The sequence below is a fragment of the Aeromonas sp. 102P genome, from assembly GCF_051920345.1.
GTDB lineage: Bacteria > Pseudomonadota > Gammaproteobacteria > Enterobacterales > Aeromonadaceae > Aeromonas > Aeromonas veronii.
This window is the reverse complement of the sequence record NZ_JBQBCZ010000001.1, coordinates 854,412-868,968: the sequence shown is the minus strand read 5'-3', so window position 1 is coordinate 868,968 and position 14,557 is coordinate 854,412. Positions and strand designations below refer to the sequence as shown.

The following is a 14,557-nucleotide window of genomic DNA, read 5'->3' as shown; positions in this document are numbered from 1 at the left end:
CCGGTAACAAAAAACCGATGCCTTGGCATCGGTTTTTTTATCGCTGCAATTTACCCTCAACTGTTACCCGCAGATAGCTCTGTAGATCTAGTTCAGCGTGACGGCGCCCTCCCTGCACCGTCATAGCAGGGCGTTACTTCGCGACATTACCCGCCACGTTCAGGGCATCCCAGGTGCGGGAGAAGGGCGGCGCATAGGCAAAGTCCAGCATGCCGAGCTGCTCGGTGGTCACTCCCATGGTGATGGCCACCGCCAGCGCGTCGATGCGGTGTACCGCCCCCTTGCGACCGAGGATCTGGCCACCCAGCAGCCGCTTGCTGCCCGCCTCATAGACCAGCTTGACGTGAATGTCGGACTGGCCCGGGCAGTAGTTGGTATGGCACTTGTCCTTGATCACCACGGTGCGATAGTCGATCCCCATCGCCTTGGCTTCCTGCTCGGAGAGGCCGGTACGGCCCGCTTCCAGCCCCAGCACCTTGAGCGCCGCAGAACCGAGGGTACCCGGGAACTCCTGCTCGGCCCCCGCCAGGTTCTCACCCACCATGCGCCCCAGCTTGTTGGCGATGGTGGCGAGCGGCACATAGACCTGCTGCTGCTTCACGCTGTGCCAGACGCTGGCACAGTCACCGGCTGACCAGACGTTGGCCAGCGAGCTGCGCCCCTGACGATCCACCTTGATGGCACCGTTGCCGAGCCGCTCGATGCCGGTGTCGGCCAGAAACTCGGTGTTGGGCTTGACCCCGGTGCAGACCACCACGATATCGGCCTCGTACTCGCCCTGGCTGGTTCGTACACCGGTCACCCGGCCATCCCCCAGCAGTGCTTCAACTCGCTCACCCAGATGAAGAGAGACCCCCTGCTCGCGCAGTTCGGTTTCGATGTGCTGGGTGATCTCGCCATCAAACGCGTCGGGGATGACCCGAGCCGCCAGCTCGATGAGACGCACCTCTTTGCCCTGATGGACCAGCGCCTCGACCACCTCCAGCCCGATAAAGCCGGAGCCAATCACCACGGCGCGGCGATTGTGCTTGTCTTGCACCGCCGCCTTCAGCGCCAGCCCGTCGGCCATCCGGCGCAGACCGAATACCCCTTGCTGCTGCAGACCGGGGATGGGGGGCATCACTTCGCGGGCGCCGGTGGCGATCATCAGCCGATCGTAGCGATCGGTGAAGGTGTCGCCGTTGTGCTCCACTACCAGAGTCTGGGCCGCCGCGTCGACGCTCAGCACCTGATGGCCAATCTTGACCTCGATCCCCTTGGCGGCGAACTGCTCGGGGGTGAACTCGGCCATGTAGCCAGGCTCCTGAAACTCGTCGCCGACGAAGTAAGGCAGGCCGCAGGCACCGAAAGAGATCACCTCGGACGCCTCATACACCACGATGTCGGCATCTTTGGCCAGACGGCGCGCCTTGGCCGCCGCGCTCATACCGGCGGCTTCGCCACCGATGATCAGAATTCTCATTGTTTTTCCTCTCAATGGCGCAGGGAGGGCATGCCCTCCCTGCGGTCTATGACGGGAAAGGGTCACCCCTTTCCACAGGCAGATCAACCGACGCAAATCAGACGGTGGACTCTTCGCCGTCCAGACTCACTTCGTGATCGCTGTTGAACACATGCATGTCGGTCTCGCCCATCAGGCGGCTGGTGACCGTCCCTGCGGTGATGGAGCCGGAGACGTTGAGCGCGGTACGGCCCATGTCGATCAGCGGCTCGATGGAGATGAGCAGACCGGCCAGCGCCACTGGGAAGTCCAGCGCGGAGAGCACGATCAGCGCGGCAAATGTGGCGCCGCCGCCAATCCCGGCCACCCCGAAGGAGCTGACGGTGATGATAGCGATCAGGGTCATGATAAAGCCGGGATCCATCGGGTTGACCCCGACGGTCGGGGCAATCATCACGGCCAGCATGGCCGGATAGATACCGGCACAGCCGTTCTGGCCGATGGTGGAACCGAAGGAGGCGGCGAAGTTGGCGATCCCCTCAGGAATACCCAGCGACTTGGTCTGGGTTTGCACGTTCATCGGGATGGATCCCGCACTGGTGCGCGAGGTGAAGGCAAACGCCAGCACCGGAGTGATCTTCTTGAGGAAGCGCAGCGGGTTGATGCCGACCATGCTCACCAGCAGCAGGTGCACGACAAACATGATGGCGATGGCGCCGTAAGAGGCCATCACAAAGCTGAGCAGGTTGAGAATATCCGCATAGTTGGAGCCGGAGACCACCTTGGTCATCAGCGCCAGTACGCCAAACGGGGTCAGGCGCAGCACCAGAGTCACCATCCGCATCACGATGGCATGAGCCACGGCCACGAAGTGGCTGAAGCTGGCGAAGATCTCCGGCTTCTTGCGGGCGATGCCGGTAGCGGAAAGGCCGATGAAGATGGAGAAGATCACCACGGCGATGGTGGAGGTCTTGCGCGCCCCGGTCATGTCGAGGAAGGGGTTGGCCGGAATGAACTCCAGCATCATCTTGGCGAACGACATGCTCTCGACGCTACCGAGGGTTGTCTGCAGCGCAGCGCCACGGGCGCTCTCGGCGGCACCGGAGGTGAGCCCTTCAGCGGTCAGGCCAAACAGGTTGGACATCAGGATGCCTGCCCCGGCGGCGATGGCGGTGGTGAAGATCAGCACGCCTATGGTCATGGCACTGATCTTGCCCAGCGCGGTGCCGCCATTGAGCTTCAAGATAGCGCTGATGATGGAGACCATGATGAGCGGGATGATGATCATCTGCAGCAGCTTCACATAGCCGCTACCCACGATATCCAGATAGTCGATGGTCTGAACAATGACGGGCGAACCTGCACCGTAAAGCAGTTGCAACGCGGCGCCGAACAGAATACCGAGCCCCAGACCGGCAAATACCCGGCGGGTGAAGCTCACATGTTTTTCCTGTAACCGGTAGAGAAAGAACAGCAAGATGGCGGCGATGGCCAGATTGCCGATAACGCTAAATGTCATGGTATGACTCCCCAAAAAGCGGGCTTGGGCCCGAGAAACAAGAGCAAGCGCCATGCTTGCCCTGGCAACCGTGTCAGACGGTCTGCGCCGTCGTGACAAGAACAAGGGGGTCTATCGCCCCCTTGTCACAGATTCACTGCTTCTGCTGTTTCGCTCGCATGATGTTGATGATTTCAATGTCGGTATCCAGCATCCCCTCTTTGGAGAGGCGGCCCAGATTGGCGATGGTCTGGTCCACATCATCGGAAACGATCCCCTCGCTCTGGGGGACATGCAGGTTGTTGATGGCCATCAGCGAAGACTTTACCGCCGCCGAGGTGGAAGTGGAGACCTTCATGGAGCAGGCGCTGCCCGCGCCGTCGCAGATGATGCCGGAGACATCGCCAATCATGTTGTTGATGCAGTGGCTGATCTGCTGATACTGGCCGCCCAGCAGCCAGGTAATGGCGGCACCGGCACCCATGGCGGCGGTACTGGCGGCGCAGAGGGCCGACAGCTTGTTCTGATAGGTCTTGATGTAGATGGCCACCAGATGGCTCATCACCAGCGCCCGGGTCAGCTGCTCGTCGCTCGCCTTGAGGAAGCGGGCGGCCGCGACCACCGGCATGGTGGCGGCAATGCCCTGATTGCCAGAACCGGAGTTGGACATGGCGGGCAGCATGGCGCCATCCATCCGTGCATCGGAGGCGGCGGAGGAGAGGCGCATCGCCAGGGTCATCAGATCGTCGGAGAGCAGCTTGCGCTCCACCTGCTCGGTGAGGATCTTGCCAATCTTCAGGCCGTAACCCTGCAACCCTTCGTCCGCCAGCGCCTGATTCATGGTGGCGGCCTCGCGGATAAAGTCGATCTCCGCCAGCGGCACTTCCAATGCAAAATCGACGATCTCCCGCAGGGTCATGGCCGGTTTGGCGGATTTGGCCGGCTGGATCTGCACGCCGGGAGCGCTGGCCTGCGCCATCAGCACCTCGCCATCCTTCTCCATCAGGATGATGCGAGTGTGGTCGGTACAGATCACCACCCGGGCACTGTGCCCTTCAACTTCGGCCAGCACCTCGGCATAGAGCACGTCCGGCACATCCTTCACATCCACCTTGATGACCGGCAGCAACGTCTTGGCCGCTTCCACCTGTTCTGGTGTAAGGGTCTTGAGCACCTCCAGCCCGGCATCCGGGTTGCCGCCGGTGATGCCGACCGCAGCGGCCACCGGAAGACCGATCATGCCGGTGCCCGGCACTCCGACCCCCATGCCGTTCTTGAACAGATTGCCACTGACCCAGACGCTGATGCGGGTCGGAGTCTCCCCCAGCAGCTTGCGGCAGTTGGCCGCCGCCAGCGCCACCGACATCGGCTCGGTACAGCCCAGGGCCGGCACCACTTCACGCTTGAGCAGGGTAATAAAGTCGGTCCATTGTGGTTTCATCTGTGCATTCTCATCTTGGTGGCGCAATGCCTGTCATCGCCACAGGCAACAGCATGGCAAAAAAGGGTGACACGGGATCAACATCAAGCAGGAGCGCGTCGCCAAGGCGTCGCGAGAGAGGTGGCCGTCTGATGACTGCCCCATGCAAATCAACTTAATTTGATTCTAATATCAATAAAATCAAATTAAGTTGCGCAACATCGCTTTTTTAGCGCCATTATGCCCGTCTTTTAACAAAGCGCGACAATTTGTGATGCAACGCACAGACGATGGAGTCACCTAGAGATGATAGCGGGCCAGCAGCTGCTGGTAGGCCGGGGTCTGCTTGAACTGTTTCAAGGCGGCCGAGAAGCGCCTCGCCAACTGGTCATGGCCGGGCTTGTGGGTAAATCCGAGAAAGTTGCGGTTATCGTCGGTCAGCAGGCGGCGACCATTGAACACCTGATCCTGCAGCCCCTGGGTACGCAGCAGATAACGACCAACTTGTTCATTGAGCACGACACCATCCAGTCGGCCGGCCATCATCAGATGCAACTGCTTGACCATCTTGCCATCGCCCGTCATGGCGACCCTGATCACCCCTTCATCGGCCAGAAAATCGGGGCTGTAGGCATAGTCAGCCTGAATGCCGATCCGCAACCCCTTGAGGTCGGATAATTGCTCGAATTTCACCGGACGATCCACCGGATAGAAGAGCACTTCGCCACTACGAGAGAGCGGCTCTTCGGGATAGTGGAGCCACTCTTGGCGATCCTTGTTATAGAAGACGTCGAGTACCGCATCCCCCTGCCCGAGGCGGGCCTGTTGCAACACCCGCTTCCATGGCAGCACCTTCACCTCGGTGCGATAGCCGAGCTGCTGCAGCACGGTGCGAGCCAGCTCGAGATCTGCGCCCACCAGCTCCCCCTTGTCGCTGTGCATCACATAGGGGGGCCACAGTTCTGTCAATATGGTCAGGGTCGGCTTGTCATGAGCCATAGCCATGCCACCGACGAGAAGAGATGCCAGCAGCCAGCCGTACCACCCGATCCTTCGCCAACCCTGACACCACATCATGGAGATCCCTCATGGTCCGTATGGATTGAGGATATACAAGGGATGGGCAATAAAAAAGGAGGCCGAAGCCTCCTTGATATCCACTCTCTGAATGGCACTTACAGTGCTTTCAGGATTGCCTCGACGCTGGCCTTGGCATCGCCAAACAGCATCTGGGTATTTTCCTTGAAGAACAGCGGGTTCTGGACACCGGCGTAGCCAGTGTTCATGGAGCGCTTGAAGCCGATGACATTCTGCGCTTTCCACACTTCCAGCACCGGCATACCGGCGATCGGGCTGCCCGGATCTTCCATCGCGGCCGGGTTGACGGTGTCGTTGGCACCGATCACCAGCACGGTGTCGGTATCGGCGAAGTCCTCGTTGATCTCGTCCATTTCCAGCACGATGTCATACGGGACTTTCGCTTCCGCCAGCAGCACGTTCATGTGGCCAGGCAGACGACCGGCGACCGGGTGGATACCGAAGCGCACCTTGACGCCGCGGTCACGCAGCTTCTGGGTGATCTCGGCAACCGGATACTGAGCCTGTGCCACCGCCATACCGTAGCCCGGGGTGATGATGACGGAGCTGGAGTTCTTCAGCAGGTCAGCCACTTCCTCGGCGCTGGTTTCGCGGTATTCGCCCATCTCCTGATCAGCCGTGGAGGCCACGCCATCGGAGCCGAAGCCACCGGCGATCACGGAGATGAAGGAGCGGTTCATCGCCTTGCACATGATGTAAGAGAGGATGGCACCGGAGGAACCCACCAGCGCACCGGTGACGATCAGCAGGTCATTGGAGAGCATGAAGCCCGCCGCTGCTGCTGCCCAACCGGAGTAGGAGTTCAGCATGGAGACCACGACCGGCATGTCGGCACCACCGATGGAGGCAACCAGATGCCAGCCGAAGGCGAAGGCGATCAGGGTCATCACCAGCAGAGCGAAGGTGGAGCCACCGGCGTTGACGAAGTAGACCATCAGGGCCAAAGAGGCGACCACGGCCAGCAGGTTCAGCTTGTGGCGGTGCGGCAGCATCAGCGGCTTGGAGGAGATCAGACCGCGCAGTTTGCCGAAGGCAACCACGGAACCGGTAAAGGTTACGGCACCGATGAAGACGCCCAGGAAGATCTCGACCAGATGGATGTTCAGCATGGCGCCGGTCAGGTGCTCGACCTGAGCAACGCTGTTGGCCTGCTCGAACGCCGCACGGGCGGCTGCCAGGGTGGCATCCAGATTGGAACCGACGGAGACGACCACCTCAGCAGGTGCAGAGGGGTGCAGATCGATGAAGCTGTTGAAGCCCACCAGCACTGCCGCCATACCCACGAAGCTGTGCAGCACGGCCACCAGCTCGGGCATCTCGGTCATTTCGACCTTGAGCGCCAGACGCACGCCGATGGCACCGCCGATCACCATGGCCAGAATGATCCAGTGAACGCCACTGGTCTCCGGGTTGAATACGGTGGCGAGCAGGGCGATAGCCATACCCGCGATACCGAACAGGTTGCCATGCTTGGCCGTTTCTTGCTTCGACAGTCCCGCGAGACTGAGGATGAAGAGCACGGCGGCAACGATATAGGATGCTGTTACCAGTCCTTGAGACACGTTAAACCCCCTTAATCCTTACGGAACATCTTCAGCATGCGCTGAGTGACGGTGAAACCGCCGAAGATGTTGATACTGGCAATCAGCACGGCGATGAACGCCAGCGCGGTGACCAGGGTCGACCCTTGCCCGATCTGCAGCAGGGCACCGACCACGATAATGCCGGAGATGGCATTGGTGACCGACATCAGCGGCGTGTGCAGGGCGTGAGAGACGTTCCACACCACGTAGTAACCGACCACACAGGCCAGGATGAATACGGTGAAGTGGGAGAGGAAGGCTGCCGGGGCAACGGAGGCGATCCAGCCGAAGGCGGCGATGCCGAGGGCACCGAACACGAACTTCTTGTTGGAAGGCTTGGCCTCTTCCTTCTTGGCTGCCGGTTTGGCGGCGGCCGGTTTCTGCGGGGCGGCAGAGACGGAGATGGCGGGCGGCGGGAAGGTCACTTCACCGGCCTGGATCACCGTCATGTTGCGCTGAACCACGTCCTCGAAGTCGATGGCGACGTTGCCGTCCTTCTCCTTGCACATCAGCTTCATCAGGTTGACCAGGTTGGTACCGTAGAGCTGGGAGGACTGGGCAGGCAGACGACCCGGCAGATCGGTGTAACCGATCACCTTGACGCCGTTGGCAGTGACATGCAGTTCGCCCGGCACTGTGTATTCACAGTTACCGCCAGCCTGAGCGGCCATGTCCACAATGACGGAGCCCGGCTTCATGCTGTCGACCATCTCTTTGGTGATCAGCTTGGGAGCCGGCTTGCCCGGGATCAGGGCGGTGGTGATGATGATATCCACCTCTTTGGCCTGCTGTGCGAACAGCTCCATCTCGGCCTTGATGAACTCATCGGACATGACTTTGGCGTAACCATCGCTGGATGCACCGTCTTCGCCACCGAAGTCCAGCTTGAGGAATTCCCCACCCATGGATTCGATCTGCTCGGCCACTTCCAGACGGGTATCGAACGCACGCACGATGGCACCGAGGGAACCGGCCGTACCGATGGCGGCCAGACCGGCTACGCCGGCACCGATCACCAGTACCTTGGCAGGCGGCACTTTACCGGCTGCGGTGATTTGACCGGTGAAGAAGCGACCGAACTGGTGCGCAGCTTCAACCACGGCGCGATAGCCACCGATGTTGGCCATGGAGGAGAGGGCATCGAGGGACTGGGCACGGGAGATCCGCGGCACCATATCCATCGCCATCACATTGATGTTGCGCTCGGACAGCTTCTTGACCAGCTCAGGGTTCTGGGCAGGCCAGATGAAGCTCACCAGAGTGGAGCCATCTTTAATTTGTGCGATCTCGGCATCGGTCGGCGCATTGACCTTGAAGATAAGGTCGGCTTGCCAGACATTCGGCACCACGCTGGCACCGGCAGCCTCGAAGGCGGCATCATCGAAGCTGGCCGACAGGCCTGCGCCGGTCTCGATGGCGACCTCGAAGCCGAGCTTTTTCAGCTGCTCGACGGTAGCCGGGGTCGCTGCGACCCGGGTCTCACCGGCGAGACTCTCTCTCGGTATTCCAATCTGCATGACTATTCCCTGATGGTTAATAAACAATCGCTGCCCAGTGTCTCACTTCTGACGAAACAAGACATGACCAAAGTGCAGGTCCAGGGCTCTTTGTTATGAAAATCAGTAGGCTTTACCTCAACCTCCTGTCATGGTCAGGCCCCCGCTTTTCAGGCGCGAAGGTGATTAGTATCAAATTTTGGAGTTTTATTACAACCGCAGTCCCGACGGCACTCGTACAGAATTCAGCCCATCCCTGGCTACGATTAAAAAAAACAAACCAAATTAGAGGCTTATACCAGTAAAAACGGCTGAAAAAAGTGATCCAACCAGTCAAAAAAAATGTTTTACCGGCCCTCTATCTTAGCGTTTTTTGTTCTTACGAAATCCGCTTTCGTCTCACTTCTCGCAGCGAAACGCCGAAAAGTAACATTTTCCCAACAAAAGCGGGGCCGCTCAGCCGCCAGCTGGCGGGAAAGGGCCCCGGCAATTCAATCGTTTCGCCCGTTTGGCACCGATTGGTGGCCCTTACCAGGCCGCTTCATAAATATGCTGGCTCTGCACCAGATCGATATCGCTGTGCTCGCCCAGACGGGTCATGCCGTGCTCACCCAGCTTGCCGATCAGGGTGTCGATACCCAGATCTTTCAGACCGTAGTCGCGCAGTCGGGTCTTGACCCCCATCCGCTCGAAGAAGTCGCGGGTCGCGGCGATGGCATCATCGATGCGCTCCGCTTCGCTGCCGCTGTTCAGACCCCACACCCGCTCTGCGTATTGCAGCAGCTTGGCATGTTTCTGTTTGCGCTTGGCCTGCAGCAGGGCAGGCAGCACCACCGCCAGAGTCTGGGCGTGGTCGAGGCCATGCAGGGCGGTCAGTTCGTGACCCAGCATGTGGGTGGCCCAGTCCTGCGGCACACCGGCACCGATCAGGCCGTTCAACGCCATGGTAGCGCTCCACATGATGTTGGCGCGCACCTCATAGTTGTGCGGTTCGGCCAGCGCCTTGGGGCCCTCTTCGATCAGGGTTAGCAGCAAGCCTTCGGCGAAGCGATCCTGCACCTTGGCATTGACCGGATAGGTGAGGTACTGCTCCACGATGTGAACAAAGGCATCCACCACCCCGTTCGCCACCTGACGCTCGGGCAGGGTGTAGGTGAGCACCGGATCGAGCACGGCGAAGCGCGGCATCACGAACGGCGAGAAGAAGTGCACCTTGTCGCCACTGCTGCGACGGGTGATGACGGCGCCCATGTTCATTTCGGAACCGGTCGCCGGCAGGGTCAGCACGGAACCGAGCGGAATGGCGGAGCGCACTTCGCTGCCGACGGTCTCGAGAATGTGCCAGGGATCCTTGGCCAGATCGTAGTGCGCGGCAGCGGCGATAAACTTGGTGCCATCGAGCACGGAGCCACCGCCAACGGCGAGCAGGAAATCGACCCGCTCGGCACGGGCCAGCTCCACGGCGCCCATCAGGGTCTCGTAGGCCGGGTTCGGCTCGATGCCGCCAAATTCAAACAGGGTCATGCCAGCCAGCTCGTTGCGGATCTGTTCCAGCAGGCCGCTGCGCACCACGCTGCCGCCACCATAGGTGATCATGACGCGGGCGTCGCTCGGAAGCTGCTCGCGCAGCTGGGCGATCTGCCCTTGGCCGAACAGGATTTTGGTCGGGGTATGGAGAGTAAAGTTGTTCATCGACATTGCCTTCTTCTGATAGTCTGGGCGGCCTGGCCGCGAAATCGTGATTGCATTTTTCTCCAGAACAACCCTACTATCAAGACAACATCCTGCTTGATGCTTGCCTATTTCTACAAAGCAGCGAAAACCGGAACTGTCGAATCAAAGAGCCCCCATGCAAAACCGTTACAGCGACCTCGCAGCCAGATTGACCCGCCACGTCACCGCCCCCGGCATCACCCCATCACCGGTGAAACAGGTCAACCTCATCTATACCACCGAACACCATGGCCGCACCCCGGTGCTCTACCAACCGCGGATGATCGTAATCCTGCAGGGGCACAAGGTGGGTTATCTGGCGGATCAGGTGTTTCGCTACGACCCCAACCACTATCTGCTGATGACCCTGCCGCTGCCCTGCGAGTGCGAGTGCTTCGCCTCCCCCGAGCAGCCGCTTATCGGTTTTACCATCGAGATCGATCTGGTCACCCTGCAAGAGCTGTTGCTGGAGCTGGGCGATGCCTTGCCCGCCCCCGCGCCGCAAAAGAGCGGTGTCCACTCGGTCCCCCTGTCGGAAACCATGTTTTGCGCCGCCGAGCGACTGATCGAGCTGATGGATAACCCGTTGCACGCCAGGGTGCTGGGGCCGCAGACGGTGCGGGAGATGCTGTTCCACGCTCTCACCGAGGGGGGCGGCCCGGCGCTGCAGGCGCTCGCCAATCGCCACAACCATGTGGGCCAGATCGCCAGGGTGCTGCGTATGATAGAGTCCCGTTATGCCGACAACCTCACCATGGAGGAGCTGGCGCGAGAGGTGAACATGAGCGTCTCCGCCTTTCACCACCACTTCAAGGCGGTCACCGCTACCTCGCCGTTGCAGTACATCAAGTCGTTTCGCCTGCACAAGGCGCGAATGATGATGCTGCACGACGGCATCAAGGCGGGCACCGCGGCGGCCAGAGTCGGTTACGAGAGCAACTCCCAGTTCAGTCGGGAGTACAAGCGCTTCTTCGGCAGCACGCCGACAGATCAGGCCTCCCGCTTCCGGGATGGCCAGCTGCGCATCATCGAGGGATAACAAGAGAGGGATTACTTATGCGTTCATTGCTTTGCCTGTTCACCGCTTTGCTGCTGACGGCCTGTACCGGGATTGCCGACGGCATCCGCCCCGTTACCGGCTTCCAGCTCGATCGTTATCTTGGCACCTGGTACGAAATCGCCCGCCTCGACCACAGCTTCGAGCGGGGGCTGGAGCAGGTGAGCGCCACCTACAGCCTGCGGGACGATGGAGGCGTCAAGGTGCTCAACCGCGGCAAGCAGAGCGATGGCAGCTGGCGCGAAGCCGAGGGCAAGGCCTACTTCGTCGGCAACCCGGACGAGGCGCGGCTCAAGGTGAGTTTCTTCGGCCCCTTCTACGGCGGCTACAACGTCATCGACCTCGACCCCGATTACCAGCTCTCGCTGGTGACCAGCTACAACCACGACTACCTCTGGATCCTCTCCCGCTCACCCAACCCGCCCAAGACGAAGGTGGATGCGCTGGTCGCCAAAGCGAAGTCGCTGGGCTTTGCCACCGACCAGCTGATTTGGGTCAAGCAGACCCCTTAAGCCAGCCGTAAAATAACAAAGGGCAGCCCGCGGGCTGCCCTTTCTGTTGCTGGCGTGGCGGGATGATCAGAGCCGGAAGCGACCGATCTCCTGCTCCAGCCGCTCGGTCAGCGACTTGAGTTCGGCCGCCTGCGCCGCCTCGCTGCCCGCCTGCTCGGCCAGCTCTTGCGAGACGTGGCGGATATTCTCGGTATTGCGGCTGATTTCGCCGGTCACCGAGGTCTGCTCTTCGGCAGCCGCCGCGATCTGGGTCGCCATGTCGCTGATGGAGCCGATCGCCTCGTTGATCCGGGCAAGGCTCTGGTTGGCCGCTTCCGCATCCTCGACGCTGGTACCCGCCAGCTGACGGCTGGTCTCCATGCCACCCACGGCGCGACGGGTGGTCTGCTGCAGGGTCTCGATCATCTGCTGGATCTCGTCGGTGGAGTCATGGGTACGGCGCGACAGCACCCGCACCTCGTCCGCGACTACCGCAAAACCGCGGCCCTGCTCACCGGCCCGGGCAGCCTCGATGGCGGCGTTGAGCGCCAGCAGGTTGGTCTGCTCGGCGATGCCGCTGATGGTCGCCAGAATGCCGCTGATCTTCTGGGCATGGCTGTCGAGCTCGTTGATGATCTGGCTGGCATCGGCCACTTCGTCCGCCAGACCGGTAATGCTGCGCTGACTCTGGCCAACCTGGGATTGACCAGCGACCGCCAGTGCGACCGCATCGGTGGCGGTAGTGGCGGCAAACTCGGCGTTGCCGGCGATCTCCTGGGTAGCGGAAGCCATCTCAGTCACCGCGGTCGCCACCATCACGATCTCGTCCTGCTGCTGGCGAACCCGCTGACTGCGGGCCTGCGCCCCGGCCGCCTGAGCGCGAGACTGTGCCGCCAGCTCGACGGTCACATCCCGCAACCGGCTGACGATACCGTGCAGCCGCGCCACAAACTGGTTGAAGTTCTGGGCCAGCTGACCCACCTCATCCTTGCTGTGAGTGTTGATGTGAACGGTGAGATCCCCCTCGCCGTGGGCAATGTCGTGCAGGGCGTGCGCGACCCGACCGAGATCGGCGAACAGGTATTTGAAGGTGGCGGTGAGCAGAGCGCTGAACACCAGCATCAGCACCAGGGTCAGCCCCACCAGCTCCCACAGCAGGCTGCTGAGCGGCGCCTCCAGCACATCGCGATACATCACCATGGCCAGCAGCCAGTCGGTGCCCGGTACCGGTTGTACCGCCAGCAGCACATCCCGCCCGTCGAGGGTGGCGGCGTGCAGCTCGCTGTTTTCGCGGCCCCATTGCTGGAAGGTGGCGGCCGAGAGTCCCGGCGCCAGCTCGGCGATGGGCTTGAGCGCCAAATCCTTCTGCGGATGGCCGACGATAAGGCCGCTGCTGTCGAGCAGCATGGCGTAGCCCTCACCCTGCACCTTCATCGCCAGCACTTCGTCGATCAGCTTGTCGAGCGCCAGGTTGGCCCCCACGGCACCGACCAGCTCGCCCTGATGGCGTACCGGCTCGGAGAGGGTGACCACCAGCTTCTGCATGGTGACGCTGACATAGGGGGCAGTGACGATGAGCTGACCCGCTTTCACCGCATCCTGATACCAGGGGCGCTCGCGCGGGTCATAGTTGCCGGTGTTGAGGGAGGGGTCCTGCCGGGTCATCACCCCCTGCGCGGAGCCAAAATAGGTGAGCCCGAAGCCGCCCGAGGTGTAGGCCTGCTTCAGGTGCGGCACCAGCTCGGCTTGGGGGTTATCGCTGATCAGGTTGACCAGCGCATGGACGGTGTTCTTGCGATCCGTCATCCAGTCGCCGATGGCGACCGAGTAGGCGTGGCCATAGTTGACCGCCTCGCTCTGGATGGCGCTCATGGTGCGGGATTTTAGGGTGTGAAAGGCAACGATGCCGAGCAGTGATGCCATCAGCAGCACTACGCCAAGACTGGTGGCCAGCAGCTTGCCGCGCAGAGAGAGGGTCATGACGACGAATCCTTGTTGTTGTGTCAGGCAGGGAAAACCCTGATGTATCAAAGGCTATCGGCCGCAATATGAACAGACTTTAGTGAATCTGTATATTTTCCCATCTATCAACAACAGAACGCGCTATTCGTGTGAAGCAGATCGCTATTCCATGCTACTGACTCTTGTAACAACAAAGCAGCAGGCCGCCCGAAGGCGGCCTGCCACTTACCCCTGATATGCACCGGCGGAGTAGGTCAGCTCATAGCTGTGGCTGTAGATCTCGACGATATTGCCGAAGGGATCTTCCATGTAGACCATGCGGTAGGGCTTCTCACCCGGGTAGTACTCGCGCACCGGCATCCGCTGCTTGCCGCCCGCCGCGACGATGCGCGCCGCCAGCCCCTCGACATCCGGATCCTGCACGCTGAAGTGGAACACCCCGGTCTTCCAGAATTCGAAGTTGTTCTCACGGCGCTCGCTGTTGGGGAACTCGAACAGCTCGATGCCGATCTTGTCGCCGGTAGAGAGGTGGGCGATGCGAAAAGAACCCCAGCCCGGGCCGAACACGTCGTTGCACATCACGCCGATGGCGGAGTCATCCTCGGTGATGGTGGTCGCCGGCATGATGAGATACCAGCCCATCACCTTGGTATAGAACTCGACTGCCTTGTCGAGGTCAGTCACCGTGATGCCGATGTGGGAGAAGTTACGTGGATAGGTCATACGTCACCTTGAAATTGTGTGTGGGAAACAGGTGACATGATAGGAAGGGGCGACATAATGAAAAATAAGGTCAAA

The 14,557-nt window shown here is 60.8% G+C and carries 11 protein-coding genes; 2 read left to right on the top strand and 9 right to left on the bottom strand.

Going from position 1 to position 14,557, the window contains the following annotated elements:
* Positions 1–133 precede the first annotated feature (133 nt).
* The 7 genes from ACTG1K_RS04150 to yqhD form a co-directional block, all read right to left on the bottom strand.
* Entirely contained in the window at positions 134–1,462 is a 1,329-nt protein-coding gene (locus ACTG1K_RS04150) for a CoA-disulfide reductase (protein WP_047440367.1), read from the bottom strand.
* A 97-nt stretch (positions 1,463–1,559) separates the two neighbouring features.
* Positions 1,560–2,960, bottom strand: a complete 1,401-nt coding sequence (locus ACTG1K_RS04145; RefSeq protein WP_005341918.1) for an L-cystine transporter — start codon at positions 2,958–2,960, stop codon at positions 1,560–1,562.
* A gap of 133 nt (positions 2,961–3,093) precedes the next feature.
* On the bottom strand, positions 3,094–4,380 hold the full coding sequence (locus ACTG1K_RS04140; protein WP_421255801.1) for an L-cysteine desulfidase family protein: 1,287 nt from the start codon (positions 4,378–4,380) through the stop codon (positions 3,094–3,096).
* 279 nt (positions 4,381–4,659) lie between these two features.
* Positions 4,660–5,436: a substrate-binding periplasmic protein gene (locus tag ACTG1K_RS04135; RefSeq protein WP_047440371.1), complete on the bottom strand. Its 777-nt coding sequence runs from the start codon at positions 5,434–5,436 to the stop codon at positions 4,660–4,662.
* Positions 5,437–5,534: 98 nt separating this feature from the next.
* Positions 5,535–7,019: a Re/Si-specific NAD(P)(+) transhydrogenase subunit beta gene (gene pntB / locus ACTG1K_RS04130; RefSeq protein ID WP_069526987.1), complete on the bottom strand. Its 1,485-nt coding sequence runs from the start codon at positions 7,017–7,019 to the stop codon at positions 5,535–5,537.
* Positions 7,020–7,030: 11 nt separating this feature from the next.
* Entirely contained in the window at positions 7,031–8,557 is a 1,527-nt protein-coding gene (pntA, locus tag ACTG1K_RS04125) for a Re/Si-specific NAD(P)(+) transhydrogenase subunit alpha (RefSeq protein ID WP_425855735.1), read from the bottom strand.
* Between the two features lie 507 nt (positions 8,558–9,064).
* Complete coding sequence (gene yqhD, locus ACTG1K_RS04120; protein ID WP_005356302.1) at positions 9,065–10,228, bottom strand: alcohol dehydrogenase; 1,164 nt, start codon at positions 10,226–10,228, stop codon at positions 9,065–9,067.
* A 157-nt stretch (positions 10,229–10,385) separates the two neighbouring features.
* Here yqhD and ACTG1K_RS04115 point away from each other — a divergent pair, with 157 nt between their 5' ends.
* Positions 10,386–11,288 carry an AraC family transcriptional regulator gene (locus ACTG1K_RS04115; protein WP_019446575.1) on the top strand — a complete coding sequence of 301 codons (903 nt, stop codon included), beginning with the start codon at positions 10,386–10,388 and terminating at the stop codon, positions 11,286–11,288.
* A 17-nt stretch (positions 11,289–11,305) separates the two neighbouring features.
* A complete protein-coding gene (locus ACTG1K_RS04110) occupies positions 11,306–11,818 on the top strand; it encodes a lipocalin family protein (protein WP_043823160.1) in 513 nt (170 codons plus the stop codon).
* A gap of 66 nt (positions 11,819–11,884) precedes the next feature.
* On the opposite strand, the gene ACTG1K_RS04105 is transcribed toward ACTG1K_RS04110, so the two are convergent.
* On the bottom strand, positions 11,885–13,777 hold the full coding sequence (locus ACTG1K_RS04105) for a methyl-accepting chemotaxis protein (protein ID WP_128815732.1): 1,893 nt from the start codon (positions 13,775–13,777) through the stop codon (positions 11,885–11,887).
* A 207-nt stretch (positions 13,778–13,984) separates the two neighbouring features.
* A complete protein-coding gene (locus tag ACTG1K_RS04100) occupies positions 13,985–14,482 on the bottom strand; it encodes a lactoylglutathione lyase family protein (protein WP_005339743.1) in 498 nt (165 codons plus the stop codon).
* Positions 14,483–14,557 lie beyond the last annotated feature (75 nt).